The following is a 16,291-nucleotide window of genomic DNA, read 5'->3' as shown; positions in this document are numbered from 1 at the left end:
CGTCCACACTCGCAGAGGCGACGGGAGGGGGCGTCGCCCCAGCGGACGACTCGTGGTGGGCGCAAATACACCGCGGGGTGGACTGGGTCAGGGGTCAGCGCCCCACCCACGCCCGCGCGCCGGGCGTGGCTCGCAGCGTGCCATCGGCGAGGACGGCCACGACGTCGACGTCAGCGCTTGCTGTCAGGCGATCGAGGTCCTCGAGGTCGCCAGCAGTGATGGCGGTGGCGATGACGTCGGCGGTGACGACGTCGTCGGCCGCGACGGTGACCTGCACGAACGTCTCGGGGCCACGGCGCCAGATGTGCTGGCCCCGCTCGGCCACGCCAGAGGTGGCGAGGGCTCGACGTGTGCCCGAGAGCGTCGCGGTGCCAAGCAGACGGTCACGGGCATCCGGGTCGACGACTCCGACACGCCAGGCCGATCCGTCGGTGGAACCTCGCCCGAGGACGTCGCCTCCAACGGTGAGAAGCCAATCGGGGGAGTGCCTGTCGAGTTCCGTGCCGGCGTCGTGCATGGCGAGCGCTTTCACGACGCCCGAGAGATCGACCACGCCGTCGGGCCGATGCGGCGTGAAGGCACCGTCGGTGCGGGTGCGCCAGTCGAGGGCGAGGGCGTAGGTCTCGCGCACCACGGCGTCGGCCGCAGTCAGGGCGAGATCTCCGCGGGCGATCCGGCTGAGCGGCGACCGCTCGTCGTAGAGGCTGAACCGGCGGTCGAACGAGCGGAACACGTCTTCGATCGACTCGAGGGCGGCATCATCGAGCGGGCCGGCCGGCGTGCGCAGGCTCACCACCGTCCCCATCGTGTCGAAGACGTGGACGCTCACAGCCCAGCCTGGTCGATCGCCGACTGGAGCGAGGTCATGTAGCCCTGGCTCGTGTACGTCGCCCCACTCACCGACTGGATGCTCGCGGACTGCGCGGTGAGGGCCTCGGAGCGCAGGATCGGAGCGGCCTGGTTGCTGATCTGGACCGAGCGGCCGCCGTCGTTCGTCAGCTGAAGCGCCTTCACATCGGTGATCTTCCCGGACGAGACGACGATCTCGACCTGGACCGGCCCGAACTGGGTCTGCGTCGTGGCGCCGTCGAACGTTCCCGACACGGACGCCGAAGACGACGAGCCAGACAAGCCAGACGAGCCAGACGAGCCAGACGACGATGAGCCCGACGACGACTCGGACGACGAGCCGGAGGAGGATGAGCCCGACGAGGAGGATGCCGAGGGCGACGGGGCCGTGGTCGCGGAGCCGCTCGACGTCGACCCGGATCCTGCGCTGTTGGTCACCGGCGATGCCGCATTCAGCGCGGAGACCTGCGCGGCACCGATCTGCCAGCCGAGGGTGAGGACGGCAGCCGAGGCGACGACTCCGCCGGCAAGGGCGCGTGATCTCATGATTCGAACCTTTCCTGGTGGATCTGGTGTTCGGGAACACCCGCGCGTCGGGCGTCGCGGGCGACGAGGTCGGCCCAGACCTGCGGGCCGCAGATGTAGAGGTCCGACTCCATGAGGTGCGGAAACGTCGAGCCGAGCGTCACCCCGCGCCGGAAGTCGTCGGCGGACTGCCAGGCGTCGACCCCGGAGGGCCGGGGCCCGACCATCGCGAAGAGCTCTGAGCCCGAGCGGTGGGCGAGCGCGCCGACCTCCGCCCAGAGGTACTGCTGGTCGGCATCGGAGCCGCGCAGCAGCACTGTCGCTTCGCCCGGGCGGAGCGTCGCGTCTTCCAGCATCGAGCGCACCGGGGTGATGCCGATGCCTGAGGCGACCATCGCCAGGTAGGGGGCGGTGCGGGCGCGGGCCGTGAAGAGCCCGTAGGGGCCTTCGAGCGACACGCGTGCCCCGGGCCGGATCCTGCCCAGTCGACGGGAGCCCGCCCCGAGATCGCGCACGGTGATTCGGGCGCTGTCCGTTCCGGGCACCGCCGAGAACGAGACGGGGTGAGCGTGCCACCAGGTCTTCGCCGTCCAGAACCGCCAGATGCCGTACTGGCCTCCCTCGACGCCGAGGCGGTCGAGGTTGCGACCCGAGAGGTGGATGGAGACGACGCCGGGGGCGATCGTCTCGACTTCGCGGACGAGGATCCGATGCCGGTAGCTGAGCAGGATCGGCAGGGCGAACCGGTAGACGACCACCGCCGCGAGCACGACGACGTAGAGGGTCACCCAGTAGACGCGCTGCCAGGTGCCGTCGGCGAAGGCACTCCCGACGCTGAGCTGGTGCGGGAGCGCGACGGCCACGGCCGCGTAGCTGAGGAGGTGGATGGCGTGCCAGGCCTCGTAGGGCAGCTTGCGGCGGATGGCCACGAGCGAGGTCACGACGACGGTGATGAAGAGGCCGAGCCCGAGGTAGGCGAGCGGCATGTCGTCGACGGTCGTGAAGAGCGAGATCGTCTCGCCGATCGGGCTGCTGCCATCGGCGAGTCCGTAGCCGATCGTGATCAGGAGGCCGTGGACGAGGATCAGGTAGAGCACCGGCTTGCCGAGCGAGCGATGCACCGCGATGGCACGATCCTGTCCGAAGACCCGGTCGATCAACGGAACGCGGGCGGCGAGCACGAGCATGATCAGCACGAGGTCTGTGGCGACGAGGCCGGCGACGATGCCGAGCGAGGTCACGATGCCCGCGGTACCGGAAAGGTCGTGGGCGCCGGGGGAGGCGAGGTAGAGGGCCACCGCGATGGCGGCCGAGACCCAAACCAGGATGGTGAGCAGGTCGACGACGGCGCTGCGGCGACGGCGGTTGCGGCGACGCACGGCGGCGTCGGCGGCGACCTGCTGGGCCGGCGGTGGACGGAGTGTCGCCCGAGGGTGGGATTCGACGGTGGTGGTCACGGTGGCTCCTTTTGACGCGGTGCGTCGTGTTGGATCCATCGTGAGATCGCTCCCTATGCGTCGGCTATCGAAAGGGGGCCCGGTTCGTTCGAGGCTTCACATCTTCGGCAGATCGACGATCGCTCGTGCGCCGCCGCCGTCGCGGTTCGTCAGGTGCGCCTCGCCGCCGGCGCGCTCGGCGAGGCCGCGCACGAGGGCCAGCCCGAGACCGCTGCCGCCGCGCACGCGGCGCCGCGACTCGTCGGCTCGCGTGAATCGATCGAATGCGAGGGGCAGGAACTCCTCGGGCACACCGGGGCCGTCGTCCTCGACGACGAGCCGGAGGCGTCCGTCGTCGTTTTGTTCCAGCGTGGCCGTGACGAGCCCGTCTTCCGGGCTGAAGGTCACGGCGTTGCCGAGGAGGTTGTCGACGATGCGACCGAAGGCGACCGAGGGGATGGCGTAATTCGCCCCCGGGTCGGCGAACTCGGCGACTATGTAGTCGATGGTGACCGAACCCCGCCCCGGGCTCACCCGAGCTCGATCCACTCCCTCGAGAAGCTCCGCGAGCAGAAGCGAGAGAGACGACCCTTGGTGCTGGTAGGGAGTTCCGTCGGTCTGATCGAGCCGGGAGAGCTCGAGCAGCGTCGTCGTCAGGTGAGAAAGACGAGCGACCGAGGCCTCGGCCGCGACGATCTCGTGCTCGAGTGCCTCGGCGTCGCCGAACGACCGGTGCGCGAGCTCGAGTCGGGCAGTCAGGGCGGCGAGCGGTGTCCGCAGTTCGTGGCTGGCGTCCGAGACCATCTGCCTCTCGTGGTCGGCGCTCGCGCGGAGTCGCGCGATGAACGTGTTGAGCGTTCGAGCAAGGGTCGAGAGTTCGTCGCCGTTCGTCGACTCGGGCAGCGATCCGCCCGTGTCAGCGCGGCTCAGCAGCTCCGCTGAGCGGGTCATCGTCCGCACGGGCCGGAGCGACAGCGTGCTGAGGAGCCACGCGGCAAGGCCGAAGGCCAGGAAGGCGACCACGAGACCGATCAGGAGCGACCGATCGAGGGCGCGAATCGTGAGGTCTCCCGAGGCGGTCGACCGAGCCGCCCAGAGCGTGAAATCCCCGCCCGACGTGCTCAGATGCCGTTCCACGACGACATACGTCGTACCGCCGCTGGTCACTCGCCGGGTCGGTGCCTGCGAGTCGCGGCGGCTCCGGTCGACGCGCTCGAAGTCGCGGTCGTGCAGGTCTCGATCGTCCAGATTCCGCTGCAGCCCGGCTGGCAGTGTGTTGACGAGGAAAGTGCCCGACTCTCCGCGCACGGCGACCAAAATCCCGCTTGCCGGCTCGTCGGGATCCTCGTCCGGGTTGTTCTCGAGGTCGGCCACGTACGGGTCGAGGTCGCTGCGCGCGAGCGTCATCTCGCTCGCTGCGGTCGTCGCTCGGACCTGGTGAGCGAGCAGCACGGCCATCCCGGCGAGGACGACCCCCGCGACGAGAAGGCTGCCGAGGGTGATGCGGACCCGGATGGGCATCGAGCGCAGACGTCTCACGCGGACTCCGGGAGGTCGAGCCGATAGCCGACTCCGCGCACGGTGACGATCGAGACCGACGATCCGGCCGCCGTCAGCTTGCGACGGACGTAGCTGACGTACTGGTCGACGATCGTGGGATCGAAATGCTCGGCAGACCCCCACACATCGGTCAGGATCTGCCCTCGGCTCACGGCCTCCGGTGCGTTCTGCAGCAGGAAGCGCAGCAGAGAGAACTCCTTCACGCTGAATGCGACGACGCGGCCGGCGACCCTGGCTCGCACCGCTGTCGTATCGAGCTGCAGGTCGCCGCCCGCGACGACGTTCGGTGTCGTCGGCGCCGACGAAGCTGCCGACTGGCGGCGAAGCTGGGCACGGATCCGCGCGCTGAGCTCGGCGAGCGAAAAGGGCTTGGTCAGGTAGTCGTCGGCCCCGGAGTCGAGACCGAAGATGCGGTCGTCGACGGCATCGCGGGCCGTGACCAGGATCACCGGAAAGGTCTGCCCCGACTGGCGGAGGCGGCGGCAGATCTCGAAGCCGCTCATTTCGGGGAGCATTACGTCGATCGCGGCCGCATCGAAGGGGGTCTCGAGAGCGGCGATGAGCGCGGCGACCCCGTCGGCGACCGCCGTTACGTCGTGGCCGTCGTCGGTGAGGCTCGAGGTGACGAGCTCGCGCATCTCGACGTCGTCGTCGACCACAAGGATCCGTGCCATGGGTAGAGCATGTCCCGGCGCGTGGCGGCTCGCCAACTCGGCGCGCCTGTGCCGCCCTCGAATACGGGACCGGAGCCTCGCACATGTGAGCATTCGAGCAATATCACGCCCGTTTCGCGCGTCCGGCGCGGCCCGCTGCGCTTAGCGTCGCAGCCATGACCACTCCCACCACGCGCCAGAACGTTCCCGCCCGACCCGACGCCGCTGCGTCCGCACGCCGTCCGTACGCGATCTTCACCGGCCTCGCGGTGCTCTTCATCTTCTTGCAGTCGATCACCGCGGGGAACTTCATCGAGGACGGCCTCTCCGAGTCGGCCAAGACGGTCTGGACCGACATTCACGGCGGGTTCGCCTACCCGATCATGGTGTTCTCACTCGTCGCCGCAGTCATCGCGCTGACGCGGCTCGCCGACGCGGGAGCCCTGCGTTTCGCCGCCCTCGCGCTGTTCGTGCTCACCGTGGCTCAGTGGCTCACGGGTCACGCAATCTCCGGCCTCGGAATGGACTGGATCACGCCCTTCCACGTGGCGCTCGCCTTCGTCATCTACGGGCTCGCCATTTGGCTGTCCATCCGGTCGGCGGCGCTCCGCCGCATCGCGGCTTAGCACGGGTGCTTGTCGCTAGGCCCCTCGGTTGCTGGTCGCTACGGCCCTCCGAGCCAGTGGTCGATGCGGTGATGGTCGGGTGTGAAGCCGTGCCCGACGCCCCAGAGCACCGCCTGGGTGCGACTCTCGGCGCCGATCTTGCGGTACACCGACCGGATGTACGACTTGACCGTGTTCGGGCTGAGGTAGGTCAGCGTCGCGACCTCGGCATTGCTCTTGCCCTGGGTGATCAGGGCCAGGATCTCGGATTCACGGTCGGTGATGCCCTCGCGGCGCCCCGGCCAGTCGAGTCCGGCCGCGCTCGGCGCCCGTCGACCGGGCTCGCTCACGACGATCTCGCCGCGTGCTACAGCCTCAAGGGCCTCGACGAGCTCGCGAGCGGGCAGGGTCTTCGACAGGTATCCGTGCACGCCCTGACCGAGAGCCGTCTCGACCAGCTCGGGTTGGAAGTTCCAGGTATAGACGACGACATGACGGGCCTGCGGGTTGCCGACGAGCCCGGCGATCTCGTGATGGTCGGACTCCGGTTGGGCGAACGAGTCGTACAGCACGATGTCGATCGAGTCGTGCAAGACGGCGTTGGCGTCGATCTCGGACACGAGGATCCGATCGCGGTACGAATCGAACATGTGCGCCAGCCCCATCAGTACGACGTCGTAGTCGTCGACCAGCGTCACGGTGAGGGGCCTGGTCGTCGCGCCTGTCGCCGGGTTCGTCGTCGTGGTCATGGATTCAGCATCCCACCCCCAGGGGTGTGACGGCACACCCCACGGGGTGGTTGAGTCGACCTATCGCTGAAAATGGCGTTCCCATCCGCACCACCACCACCGCACGCCCCCCGCGTGCACCGAAAGAAAAGAGAACATCATGATCGGTCTGCTCATCACCCTCATCGTCGTCGGCCTCATCGCCGGCTTCATCGCCCGCGCCGTCATCCCCGGCAAGCAGAACCTCGGGATTCTCAAGACCATCATCCTGGGCATCATCGGCTCGTTCGTCGGTGGATTCCTCGGCTTCCTGATCTTCCAGCACGACCCGATGGACGGCTTCTTCCAGCCCGCCGGCCTCATCGGCTCGATCATCGGCGCCATCATCGTGCTGTTCATCTACACCCGCGTGGTCGGACGCAGCGCCGTCAACCGCTGACCCAGATCCTCGATCGCGCCGCGCCTCCCGGGCACGCAGCTTCGGCTGTGTCCGGGAGGCGGCTCTGTTCGGCGAGTGCCGCGAGATGACGCTGCGAGGCCCGGCTGGAAGGCGTTTGCCGACACTCACCGCGACGGGCCACCGGCGCGCGGCGGTAGGCGCGCCGCTGCCGAGGGCCCGGGTGGGTGCCGAGTGCGCGAATTCGGCCCGCGGCCTTGGTCGAGCGGGCCGTTTTCGCGCACTCGGTGGCGGCGCCGGCTGACGAGTGGCGCCGAATGTCGTTTCGGCGGCGGCCGAGCGTGCATTTGGCGGCACTCGGGGGCTGGCGGCAGGCGCGGGACTGGGCGGCGCCGGGCGCGACCGAACCTACAGCGCCCCGGCCGACACTTCGAACGTGTCGCAGGACGCAGCCCCGCGGCCGCGCCCGACCTCGAACCACTTCTGACGCTGGGCCGAGGATCCGTGGGTCCACGAATCGGAGTCGACGCCCGAGCCACTGGCGGCCTGAATACGGTCGTCGCCCACTGCCGCGGCAGCATCGAGAGCGTCGGCGACCTCGGCTCGGGTGACCGGTGCCAGGAAGGCGGTACCGGTGGAGTCGGTGGTCGTCGATGCCGCACCGACCCACGCCCCTGCATAACAGTCGGCCTGGAGTTCGAGGCGAATGGTGTCGGATCCTGGGCCCGTTTGGGTGCGGTCCGCAGTTGCAAAACTGCCGCTCTCCTGCTGGATGTGGTGACCCCACTCGTGCCCCACGACGTACATCTGGGCGAGGGGCCCCGCGGTCGCGCCGAAGTCCTGGCGGAGTTGGTCGAAGAACGCAGTGTCGACGTAGAGGGCTTGATCGGGCGGGCAGTAGAACGGTCCGGTCGACGAGCTTGCTGCGCCGCAGCCGGTGGTCGTCGAATCGGTGAAGAGGAAGAACTTGGGGGTGTTGTAGCGCACGCCGAGTTTCGGCGCCTCGGTGCTCCAGTAGGTGTCGAGGGAATCGGCGGCACCGGCCATTCGGCAGTCGATGTTGTTGTTGGCGTCGGCGCCGGTCGTGCAGCTGTCGAGGGAGCTCGATTCGATTTGCTGCGGGCCTGCCCCGGAGCCGCTCCCGTCGCCGCCGCTGAGCACGCCCGACAGGTTGACGCCGGTGAACTGCGCGATCAGATACACCGCGATCGCCACGACCCCGATGCCTCCGCCCGCGACCCCGGCCGTGCGGCCACGGCGCTTGACCTTGCTGCTGTCGATCCTCGCGTCGTCGTTGAATGACATGCCTGCACGTTAGTGGCCCGGCGCGGCGAGGGGCCGGTGCGGGCCTGGCTCGTGCGCGTTGTGCGCTCTGCAAATTCGAAGGAGAAACGCGAGGACGACCCCCGCCGATCGTGATGTCTGCGTTCGGCCGGGCGCGTTTCTCCTTCAAATTTGCAAGGGTGGGGGCATCTCGTCGCACTGGCGCGATCAGCAGGCGTTGCGCAACCCCAGTGTCGCTGCGCGCTGAGTCTCCGTCGCCGTGTCAGGGTGAGTACGCGGGAGGGTCAGCGTCGCCTCCCCTCGAGAAAGGCCGTCACCGTGTCAGAGAGAGATTCGCGCCGGGCCCTGGTGGTGCGCGGCGGGTGGGACGGCCACCAGCCGGTCGAGGCCACCAACCTCTTCCTCCCGTTCCTCCACGAGCATTTCGACGAGGTGCGGGTCGAGGAGTCGACCGCCGTCTATGCCGACACGGACTACCTGCAGACCGTCGACCTGATCGTCCAATCGGTGACGATGTCGACCATTGCAGACGACGAGTTCCGCGGCCTTCAGTCAGCGGTCGTCGCCGGCGCAGGGTTCGCCGGCTGGCACGGCGGCATCGCCGACTCGTTCCGGAACAACTCCGACTACCTGCACCTCGTCGGCGGGCAGTTCGCCACCCACCCGGGTAAGGCTCCCGGCGAACGCACCGGCACGCCCGCCGACAACTACGTTCCGTACACCGTCTCGATCACCGAGGTGGGCGCCACCCATCCGATCACGGCCGGCGTCCGCGATTTCGAGCTCACCACCGAGCAGTACTGGGTGCTCCACGACGACTACAACGACGTCTTGGCGACGACGACCCAGAAAGTCCGCCCGTGGGATCCTTTTCACCGAGAGGTCACGAGCCCCGCCATCTGGACGCGGCAGTGGGGCGAGGGTCGCGTCTTCGTCGCGACCCCGGGGCACCAGGTCGACATCCTCGAGCAGGATCCGATTCGCTCCATCATCGAAAGAGGGCTCCTGTGGGCAGCGCGCTGAAGGTCGGCATCATCGGAGTCGGCACCATCTCGGAGCAATACCTCGACAGCCTCCACCGGCTGCCCGGGCTCCGGCTCATCGCCGTGGCCGACATCGACGCGGCTCGGGCACAGCGGGTCGCCGACGAGCAGGGTGTGCGGGCGCTGAGCGTCGACGAACTCCTCGCCGACGACGAGATCGACGCGGTGATCAACCTCACGCTGCCGCAGACGCACGTCGAGATCGGAATGCGGGCACTCGCCGCCGGAAAACACGTGTTTGCCGAGAAGCCGCTCGGTCTTACCCCCGACGAGGCGCGTCCCATGCTCGAGCTGGCTGCGTCGAAGGGCTTGCGGGTTGGCAGCGCACCCGACACCGTGCTCGGCACCGGCGTGCAGACCGCTCGCAACGTTCTCGATTCCGGTCTGATCGGCGAGCCGGTTGCGGCGCAGGTGCACTGGTCGGCGCCCGGCCACGAAGCGTGGCATCCGGCGCCGCTCTTCTACTACCAGTCGGGTGGCGGCCCACTGCTCGACATGGCGCCCTACTATCTGACCGCTCTCATCACGCTGTTCGGGCCTATTGAACGCGTTACCGGTTCGTCGACCCGCTCCGGTCGGGAGCGGACGGTCGCCACGGGGCCGCTCGCCGGCACGCCGATCCCCGTCGACGTCGACACTCACGTCAGTGCGCTCGTGCAGCATACGAGCGGGGTGACGACGACCCTCACCGTGAGCTTCGAAGTGCGGGCGACGAGATCGCCGTTATTCGAGGTGTACGGAACGCAGGGCACGATCGCCGTTCCCGACCCGAACCGGTTCTCAGACGCGGTCGAGGTCTCGACGGTCGACGACCTCGCGTTCCGGGCGGTCCCGGTGTCGGCCGGCTACGAGGACGCCGGACGCGGCTACGGGCTCGCCGACATGGCCCGCGCCATCGAAACGGGTCGGCCGCACCGGGCCTCGGGCGAACTTGCGTTCCACGTGCTGGAGGCGATGGACGCGATCGTCCGGTCGAGCGCCGAGAAGCGGGTCGTCGAGCTGACGAGCACGGTTGCGCGGCCGGAGCCGGTGCCGCGCGGTGCTGCCCCCGATACGTGGTGAGGCGCGCTGGTTGCGTCTCGGCAGTGTTCCGCTGGCGACCTCGCCTACCGTTGCGCTCGTGAGTTCGTGACCTCGCGCGGATCGGCCGACCTCGCGCGCCGCGGCGTTGTGACGTTGGCCGATTCGCGCGACCTCGTAAGATCCGCTCATGACGAGCCAGTGGACGGTGCAGCGTTTCTTCGATGAGATCGTGCCGTCGGCGGTGCTTCCCGCAATAGCGACGTTGTTGACGCCGTCGGAACGCGCCTCGGTCAAAATCCGAATCGTCGACTGGGAGGGTGCCGACGTCAGCGGCGAGACACCGATTGGCGAGAACGAGCTCATGCTCGAGGTCACGGTGCTCGGCGAAGCGTGCGGGCAGTATCTTTTCGCGCCAGAGTCGGTCGAGGAGTTCGAACGCCGCTTTTACAACGGCCTTCAGGATTTCATCTCGGAAAGCACCTTCGGCTGGGGCCAGCTTCGGGGGCCGGTGCTGCCGTTGAGTCTCGACGAAAGCTGACGTGACGAGGATCGGCCGACCTCGCGCGCCGCGGCGCTGTGACGTTGGCCGTTTCGCGCGACCTCGTCGCGATCGCCGGGCGAAGCGACGCGGATCGGCCATTAGCGCACGGCTCGCCGCGTCGCTGTCGCCGATTCGCGTCGCATCACTCAGGCGTGTGAGGTCAACTGCCGAGGTGACCGGTCGGATCCTCAGCCGAGAGGTGGTCCGCCGTCGCTGCCATCGCGGGCTTTCCGTGTGGCCTCACGCTGAAACATCACGAAGTTGACGATCGCGAGCACGAAGCCAGCGATGCCAAACCAGGCGGCCGAGTAGTGGAAGACGAGCGAGCCGACCAGCGCGATTAGCAATGCGATATAGACAAACAGAAGGATCCGACGCCAGACCGTCATACGATTCCACCATTGGGGCATGCCGCTCATTATGGGCGCCCGCGCCGGCAACCTCGCGCGGATGGGCCGACCTCGCGCGCCGCGGCGCTGTAACGTCGGCCGATTCGCGCGACCTCGTAGGATCGGCGTATGACTACCCGGGCCTTGCAGCTGCGCTTCCATCTCTCGCGGCTCGCGAACGGCTTCGTGTCGGCGATGACCGATGTAGTCCGGGTCTTTCGCGGTGGGGTCTGACGGGGTCGGCGGAGGAAGCGACGCGGATCGGCCAACGGCGCACGGCTCGCCGCGTCACTTTGGCCGATTCGCGTCGCTTAGTGCGACTGCGCTGCCGCGAGGCGCACCCGAGTGACCGTCGCCACATACCCGATCACGCCGTTCGGCCGGATCAGCCCGACGCGCCGCGCGGTCGAGTCGACCTCGGTGAGCACCGTCGCCCCGCGCACTGGGAACCGCTCGCTCCTGGGTTCGCCCTCTCTCGCATACGCGTAGAGGGGCATCACCGCCCGCAACGCCGTCACCGTGCCGACGAGAGTGCTCGTGTCGGAGTCGTCGTCGCGATAGTTGTCGACCTGGCCTGCGACGGTGGGAGCGCGGTCGAACACAGTGTCCATCCACTCATCGTCGGATGCCGAGATAGTCCATTCGACGTGGTCGCCCACGTGGACGTCATCAGGCTCCTCCTCGACCTGCCAGTTGGTGAGCCAGATGGCCGTCACGCGCGCAGCAACGTCGTGCAGTTCTCTTGCGTCTACCGCGGCATCACGGGTGCGCAGCGCCGAGGCCGCCGTCCCCATCGCCAAGAGCCCGGACGCGACACCGACGACCAGAATCGACACGACGTCGAGGCTGTAGAACACGCCGATCCCGGCCCCCGTAAAGATCCCCACGAGCACGCCCTCCACAGCGCCCGTGGCGAGACGAGCCGACTTGGGTGGGAGTCGTCGCGAAAAACCAGAAAACGAGGATCCGGCAACCGCCCCCGCACCAGCCCCCAGCAGCCCCCAGACGACTGCCGCCACGACCCCGAACCCCGCGTAGAGAAGCGTCCATTGCGCTGCGGCGGCGACTCCATCGTTCGTCACGATCGTCGCTACGACCAGCCCTTCGGCGAACAGCATCGGGACGCCGTACGCGCTCAGGGCGCCGACGAGGGCACCGCGGAAAGCGAGTGTCGCGACGGGGGAGCGGATGGCGCGCGGCTCGGTCGGAGCCGCACTCACCTCTGCCGACGCCTCCCACGTCACTGGCGGCTGCGGCCGATGGCGCCGACGATGGCCGACGCAGAGATCAGGATCGCGCCCGCAATCAAGCCCGAGCCACCCAGGATCGACTCGACGACCGCACCGCCGTCGTTGGCCGTCCAGACGACGAGGACGAGGCCGAGGACGCCGAGTGGCACACCGATTCCAAACAGGATCATGGTCGTGTCGGCGGTGCGGGTTGCGGTTTTGGCCATGGTCGAGAGCCTAGGGGTGGTGGGGCCGGATCCTCGTACTGTGTCGTGTCGCGAGTGCTCGCGAGATGGCCGTGTCTGCGTCCCGCCGGCGCCGCGGCTGCAGATCAGGCCATCTCGCGGGCCTGCCCCCCCCGACGCTGACGTCGCGTGAAGCGGCCGACCTCGCGCGCCGCGGCGCTGTGACGTTGGCCGATTCGCGTCAGGTCGCGAGCCACGCCACCCGGAGCGGCGTCTCGCCCACCTACGCGGCTGGGTTGCCGTCGCGGAGGGAGCTGATCATGGAGCGCAGGATCCTGAACGCCTTTGCCTGCTCATCGCCCGACATGCCTGCGAGCATCCTCACCTCCACGGAACGCACGGCCGCCGTCGCCGCCGACAAGTGCTGCCGACCCCGGGGAGTGAGCCGAGTGGGCAGGGTCTTGCCGACCGGGGCCTGAGCTGGTCGCGTGACGAAGCCGTCGCGCTCGAGGGCCTGCAGCAGCACGTTCATCGACTGGCGGGTGACGAATGCGCCTCGCGCGAGGTCGGAGTTCGACAGGCCCGGCCGCTGCGCGAGGAGCTCGAGGCACGAGTAGTGAGTGATGGTCATGCCGAGGGGGCGCAGCACCTCCTCCATGGCGGCGCGGAGGGCGCTCGAGGCCTCTTTGAGCAGGTACCCGAGCGAGGTGTCGAGGTCGATCGCGTCTCCGTCTTGACTCATGTCAGTATTTTGACATAGGTTGATCTGTGTCAGAAAGCTGACACGACATAAGGAGAACCACATGCCCGTCACCGGCCCCGACTTCCTCTCGCTCCAGGTTCGTGATCTCGATGCGTCGCAGGCGTTCTACGAGAACTACCTCGGCCTCGTCCGCTCTAAGGCAGGTCCGCCTCACGCGGTCGTCTTCGAGACCGCGCCGATCGCCTTCGCGCTGCGCGACATCGTCGCCGGTACCGACCTCGAGTCGGTTGAGCAGCCCGGCATCGGCGCGGCTATTTGGCTCCACGCGACCGACGTACAGGCGATTCACGACGCGCTCGTCGCCGACGGGCACACGATCGTCGCGGCGCCGATCGACGGTCCGTTCGGTCGCACCTTCACCTTCGCCGACCCCGATGGATACCAGATCACGCTGCACGATCGCGCTTGAGCCGACCTCGTCGTAACCGGCGACGTCGCGGGAATCGGCCGACCTCGCGCGCCGCGGCGCTGTGATGTTGGCCAATTCGCGTCACCTCGCACTCGCTGAACGCCCGCGCCGGCGCTTCAGGCGCGTACGGTGAGCATCATGCAGAGCAGAACCGGGCGCATCGCCCTCGTGGCAGCCGGACTCGTCATCGCAATCGTCGGCGCGGTCTTCGCGGGGCAGGGTCTCAACCTGATTCCGGGGAGCACGATGACGGGCGACCGGACGTGGCTCTACGTTGGCGCCGTGATGGTCGTGGTCGGCCTCATTCTCGTGTGGCTCGGACTCCGTCGTGCGCCGAGTGGTCGCGCCTGAGGCCGGAGCAGCTCCAAACCGAGACCGGATGGATACGTCTGGCCCTCGTCCCACGACGCACGGTGAGTAAGACTCGGCTCTATGCGACACCGTCCGCTCATTCTGCTTCCGCTCTCGGCAGTATTGATCGCGTTGTCTGCGCTGAGTGGCTGTGCATCAGCGGAGGATGATCCGGCGGCATGCGTCCCTCTCGTTGATGTGACACCGAGGGCAGTCTCACCCGGAGACTCGATCACCGTGGTGATCGACGAGGGCTGCGATCGTCCCCGGCCCCGAGGTGGTTGGAGCGTCGCTGCCAGCCCTATTGACAAACCCGAGCTTGCGGTGACGTCGACCTCAGATGCTCAGCTCGTCGACGGGTTCTCGGTGAAGATGACCGTTCCCGCCTCGTTCCCGGCAGGAGAGGCATATGCCGAGATCGCGGGCTGGGATTACTCGCTCTGCAACGACAATGGAAGCTGTGCGAGCCCCTCCGGCTCGTTCATCGTCAGCGCCGGTCAGTGACCGAATCAGCCCTCGTTGCCGACCTTGTGCAGCACGTCCAAGGCGGAGTCGATCGCAGCTTCCAGTGGCCATGACGCTTTCTCGGGCTGACTCAACACGAGCCCACCCTGGAGCGCCGCGAGAATGGCCACCGCGATTCGCTGAGGGTCGGCAGCGATATCAACCCAGCCGGCGTCTTGCATTTTCGTGACCCCCGACGCCAGCAGCAGCCTCCAGGTCGTCATGCTCTCGGTGATGATTCGAGCCAGCTCAGGATCCGTCATGGCGGCCTGCGTCGCCATCGAACCGATCGGGCAGGCCCAGCGTCCGAGCCCGATGTAGTAGTCGACGAGGGCGTCACGCCAGGCGTGCCACGACTCCCAGCTCGAGAGATCGTCGATGTGCGGCTTCTGTGCCGCGAAGAGTTCGCCGCCCTCCCAGACGGCGACCTCGCGCACCAGCTCGGCCTTGCCGCCGGGGAAATAGTGGAACAGCTGGCTTTTGCTGGTGAGCGTCGCTGCTCGAACGGTGTCGAGGGTCGTTCCGCCGATGCCGGACGCGAGGATCTCGCGCCCTGTCGCCTCGATGATGCGTTGCCGAGTGGCCCGGCCGCGCTCAGTGATGTTCGCCTCCTGCATTGTTCAAGACTACCTTGATGGACTCACCGGTCCAATCCATGCTAGTAATGGACTATGAAGTCCAACGAAGAAGAACTCGTCTCCCTCACGCCCGACGCCCGCCTTGTCGGCCGAACCGCCCTCGTCACCGGATCGAGCAGCGGCATCGGCGAAGCCATAGCTCGGGTGCTCGCCGCCTCCGGTGCCCACGTCATCGTCAGCGGTCGCGACACAGCCCGCACGCAGAGCGTCGTCGCGACAATCGAACGCGCCGGCGGCAATGCCTCGGCACTCGTGGGCGACCTCGGGTCGTCGACCGCCGACATCCGCAGGTTCGCCGCCGAGGCCGTCTCTCTCGGTGGTGGCCGCATCGACATCCTCGTCAACAACGCCGGCATCTATCCCGCTACACCGACCGCCGATCTCACCGACGACGACCTCGACGCCGTGCTCGCGACCAACGTCCGTGCCCCGCATGTACTCGTAGCCGCCCTCGCGCCCGCTATGGCCGAGCGGGGGAGCGGATCCATCGTCAACATCGGTTCGTGGATGGCCCGCGTTGGCGTGCCCTTCGGGGCGATATACACGGCCTCGAAGGCGGCACTCGAGCAAATGACGCGCACGTGGTCGGCGGAGTTCGGCCCTCGTGGGGTCAGCGTCAACACGGTATCGCCGGGTGCGACAAGCACGCCCGGCAACGCCGAGAGCGCCGACGTCCTCGCTGTGATGACGGCCGGCACGGTGGCCGGCCATCCGGTGCGACCGGTCGATGTCGCCTACGCGGTGCGCTTCGCCGTCTCAGACGAAGCGGCTTTCCTGCACGGATCGGTCATCGACGTCGACGGCGGAATCGCTTACACCCGGCTCGGCTGACGTTCGACCCGCGGGCGGTTACCGGCGGGTGGCGACCCGCGACCCGCGAGGCATAACTGCTTCTTGCGTGCGTCGCAGGGTTCGGTGACAGTGGCGTCTATGGAGTTCGACGGCCCGGGCAGCGATCCGATGGGGGAGCTGTTTCGTGCGGGCGCGACCGAGACGACACCGGTGAAGAGGTCCCGTCGAGCGGCGATGCTTCTCGGCGCGATGCTCGTGCTGGCAGTGGGTTTCACGCTCGCGGGCCTCGTCTTCTTCACGGGTGTCGAGCGCGGAGTGGTCGCGGCGTACTACTTCGCGCTGCACATGATGCGCGGGCTGTAGCGGCGAGGGGCTCGTGTGCCGCTC

General features: G+C 68.1%; 22 protein-coding genes. 10 read left to right on the top strand and 12 right to left on the bottom strand.

The window, feature by feature from the left end:
- Positions 1-94: 94 nt before the first annotated feature.
- The 5 genes from ASF54_RS04335 to ASF54_RS04315 all read right to left on the bottom strand — a co-directional run bounded on the left by ASF54_RS04335 (position 95) and on the right by ASF54_RS04315 (position 5,044).
- A complete protein-coding gene (locus ASF54_RS04335; protein ID WP_235480937.1) occupies positions 95-829 on the bottom strand; it encodes an FAD:protein FMN transferase in 735 nt (244 codons plus the stop codon).
- Positions 826-1,395: an FMN-binding protein gene (locus ASF54_RS04330; RefSeq protein ID WP_055959237.1), complete on the bottom strand. Its 570-nt coding sequence runs from the start codon at positions 1,393-1,395 to the stop codon at positions 826-828. The genes ASF54_RS04335 and ASF54_RS04330 overlap by 4 nt, the downstream gene beginning before the upstream one ends.
- Positions 1,392-2,831, bottom strand: a complete 1,440-nt coding sequence (locus tag ASF54_RS04325) for a ferredoxin reductase family protein (RefSeq protein ID WP_235480936.1) — start codon at positions 2,829-2,831, stop codon at positions 1,392-1,394. Before ASF54_RS04325 ends, ASF54_RS04330 begins: the two co-directional genes overlap by 4 nt.
- 96 nt (positions 2,832-2,927) lie before the next feature.
- Positions 2,928-4,331, bottom strand: a complete 1,404-nt coding sequence (locus ASF54_RS04320) for a sensor histidine kinase (protein WP_055959232.1) — start codon at positions 4,329-4,331, stop codon at positions 2,928-2,930.
- Between the two features lie 14 nt (positions 4,332-4,345).
- Positions 4,346-5,044 carry a response regulator transcription factor gene (locus ASF54_RS04315; RefSeq protein ID WP_055959230.1) on the bottom strand — a complete coding sequence of 233 codons (699 nt, stop codon included), beginning with the start codon at positions 5,042-5,044 and terminating at the stop codon, positions 4,346-4,348.
- Between the two features lie 155 nt (positions 5,045-5,199).
- On the opposite strand from ASF54_RS04315, the gene ASF54_RS04310 reads away from it, so the two are divergent.
- Positions 5,200-5,649: a hypothetical protein gene (locus ASF54_RS04310; RefSeq protein ID WP_055959228.1), complete on the top strand. Its 450-nt coding sequence runs from the start codon at positions 5,200-5,202 to the stop codon at positions 5,647-5,649.
- Between the two features lie 38 nt (positions 5,650-5,687).
- Here ASF54_RS04310 and ASF54_RS04305 read toward each other — a convergent pair whose 3' ends face one another.
- A complete protein-coding gene (locus tag ASF54_RS04305) occupies positions 5,688-6,377 on the bottom strand; it encodes a response regulator transcription factor (RefSeq protein WP_055959225.1) in 690 nt (229 codons plus the stop codon).
- A gap of 139 nt (positions 6,378-6,516) precedes the next feature.
- Here ASF54_RS04305 and ASF54_RS04300 point away from each other — a divergent pair, with 139 nt between their 5' ends.
- Positions 6,517-6,795, top strand: a complete 279-nt coding sequence (locus tag ASF54_RS04300; RefSeq protein ID WP_055959223.1) for a GlsB/YeaQ/YmgE family stress response membrane protein — start codon at positions 6,517-6,519, stop codon at positions 6,793-6,795.
- A gap of 366 nt (positions 6,796-7,161) precedes the next feature.
- Here ASF54_RS04300 and ypfJ read toward each other — a convergent pair whose 3' ends face one another.
- The gene (ypfJ, locus tag ASF54_RS04295) at positions 7,162-8,058 is read right to left on the bottom strand and encodes a KPN_02809 family neutral zinc metallopeptidase (RefSeq protein ID WP_055959221.1); all 897 of its coding nucleotides are present in this window, start codon (positions 8,056-8,058) and stop codon (positions 7,162-7,164) included.
- 297 nt (positions 8,059-8,355) lie between these two features.
- Between ypfJ and ASF54_RS04290 the strand changes: the two genes are divergently transcribed.
- From ASF54_RS04290 to ASF54_RS04280, 3 genes are all read left to right on the top strand, one after another.
- Positions 8,356-9,060, top strand: coding sequence for a ThuA domain-containing protein (locus tag ASF54_RS04290; protein ID WP_055959220.1), 705 nt, complete (start codon positions 8,356-8,358; stop codon positions 9,058-9,060).
- Entirely contained in the window at positions 9,045-10,142 is a 1,098-nt protein-coding gene (locus tag ASF54_RS04285; protein WP_055959218.1) for a Gfo/Idh/MocA family protein, read from the top strand. The genes ASF54_RS04290 and ASF54_RS04285 overlap by 16 nt, the downstream gene beginning before the upstream one ends.
- Before the next feature lie 148 nt (positions 10,143-10,290).
- On the top strand, positions 10,291-10,641 hold the full coding sequence (locus ASF54_RS04280) for a hypothetical protein (RefSeq protein ID WP_055959216.1): 351 nt from the start codon (positions 10,291-10,293) through the stop codon (positions 10,639-10,641).
- Positions 10,642-10,832: 191 nt separating this feature from the next.
- On the opposite strand, the gene ASF54_RS16620 is transcribed toward ASF54_RS04280, so the two are convergent.
- From ASF54_RS16620 to ASF54_RS04260, 4 genes are all read right to left on the bottom strand, one after another.
- Positions 10,833-11,063 carry an ATP synthase subunit I gene (locus ASF54_RS16620; RefSeq protein ID WP_162237094.1) on the bottom strand — a complete coding sequence of 77 codons (231 nt, stop codon included), beginning with the start codon at positions 11,061-11,063 and terminating at the stop codon, positions 10,833-10,835.
- Positions 11,064-11,344: 281 nt separating this feature from the next.
- Positions 11,345-12,253 (bottom strand): DUF6578 domain-containing protein, encoded by a 909-nt coding sequence (locus tag ASF54_RS04270; RefSeq protein WP_157510016.1) that lies wholly within the window; start codon positions 12,251-12,253, stop codon positions 11,345-11,347.
- Positions 12,254-12,273: 20 nt separating this feature from the next.
- Entirely contained in the window at positions 12,274-12,489 is a 216-nt protein-coding gene (locus tag ASF54_RS04265; protein ID WP_055959210.1) for a hypothetical protein, read from the bottom strand.
- Between the two features lie 241 nt (positions 12,490-12,730).
- Positions 12,731-13,189 carry a MarR family winged helix-turn-helix transcriptional regulator gene (locus ASF54_RS04260; protein WP_055959209.1) on the bottom strand — a complete coding sequence of 153 codons (459 nt, stop codon included), beginning with the start codon at positions 13,187-13,189 and terminating at the stop codon, positions 12,731-12,733.
- A 61-nt stretch (positions 13,190-13,250) separates the two neighbouring features.
- Between ASF54_RS04260 and ASF54_RS04255 the strand changes: the two genes are divergently transcribed.
- The 3 genes from ASF54_RS04255 to ASF54_RS04245 all read left to right on the top strand — a co-directional run bounded on the left by ASF54_RS04255 (position 13,251) and on the right by ASF54_RS04245 (position 14,474).
- On the top strand, positions 13,251-13,619 hold the full coding sequence (locus ASF54_RS04255; RefSeq protein ID WP_055959206.1) for a VOC family protein: 369 nt from the start codon (positions 13,251-13,253) through the stop codon (positions 13,617-13,619).
- A 138-nt stretch (positions 13,620-13,757) separates the two neighbouring features.
- Positions 13,758-13,970, top strand: a complete 213-nt coding sequence (locus tag ASF54_RS04250; RefSeq protein ID WP_055962050.1) for a hypothetical protein — start codon at positions 13,758-13,760, stop codon at positions 13,968-13,970.
- Between the two features lie 324 nt (positions 13,971-14,294).
- Complete coding sequence (locus tag ASF54_RS04245) at positions 14,295-14,474, top strand: hypothetical protein (protein WP_055959203.1); 180 nt, start codon at positions 14,295-14,297, stop codon at positions 14,472-14,474.
- A gap of 5 nt (positions 14,475-14,479) precedes the next feature.
- Here the strand turns inward: ASF54_RS04245 and ASF54_RS04240 are convergent, their stop codons facing one another.
- Positions 14,480-15,091, bottom strand: coding sequence for a TetR/AcrR family transcriptional regulator (locus ASF54_RS04240; protein WP_055959199.1), 612 nt, complete (start codon positions 15,089-15,091; stop codon positions 14,480-14,482).
- A 54-nt stretch (positions 15,092-15,145) separates the two neighbouring features.
- Between ASF54_RS04240 and ASF54_RS04235 the strand changes: the two genes are divergently transcribed.
- Both ASF54_RS04235 and ASF54_RS04230 read left to right on the top strand, forming a co-directional pair.
- Positions 15,146-15,943: an SDR family NAD(P)-dependent oxidoreductase gene (locus ASF54_RS04235; RefSeq protein WP_055959195.1), complete on the top strand. Its 798-nt coding sequence runs from the start codon at positions 15,146-15,148 to the stop codon at positions 15,941-15,943.
- A 99-nt stretch (positions 15,944-16,042) separates the two neighbouring features.
- Positions 16,043-16,267, top strand: a complete 225-nt coding sequence (locus tag ASF54_RS04230) for a hypothetical protein (protein ID WP_055959194.1) — start codon at positions 16,043-16,045, stop codon at positions 16,265-16,267.
- The last annotated feature ends 24 nt before the right edge of the window (positions 16,268-16,291 follow it).

This window comes from Frondihabitans sp. Leaf304 (assembly GCF_001423105.1).
Classification (GTDB): Bacteria; Actinomycetota; Actinomycetes; order Actinomycetales; family Microbacteriaceae; genus Frondihabitans.
This window is presented reverse-complemented; position numbering and strand designations above follow the sequence as displayed.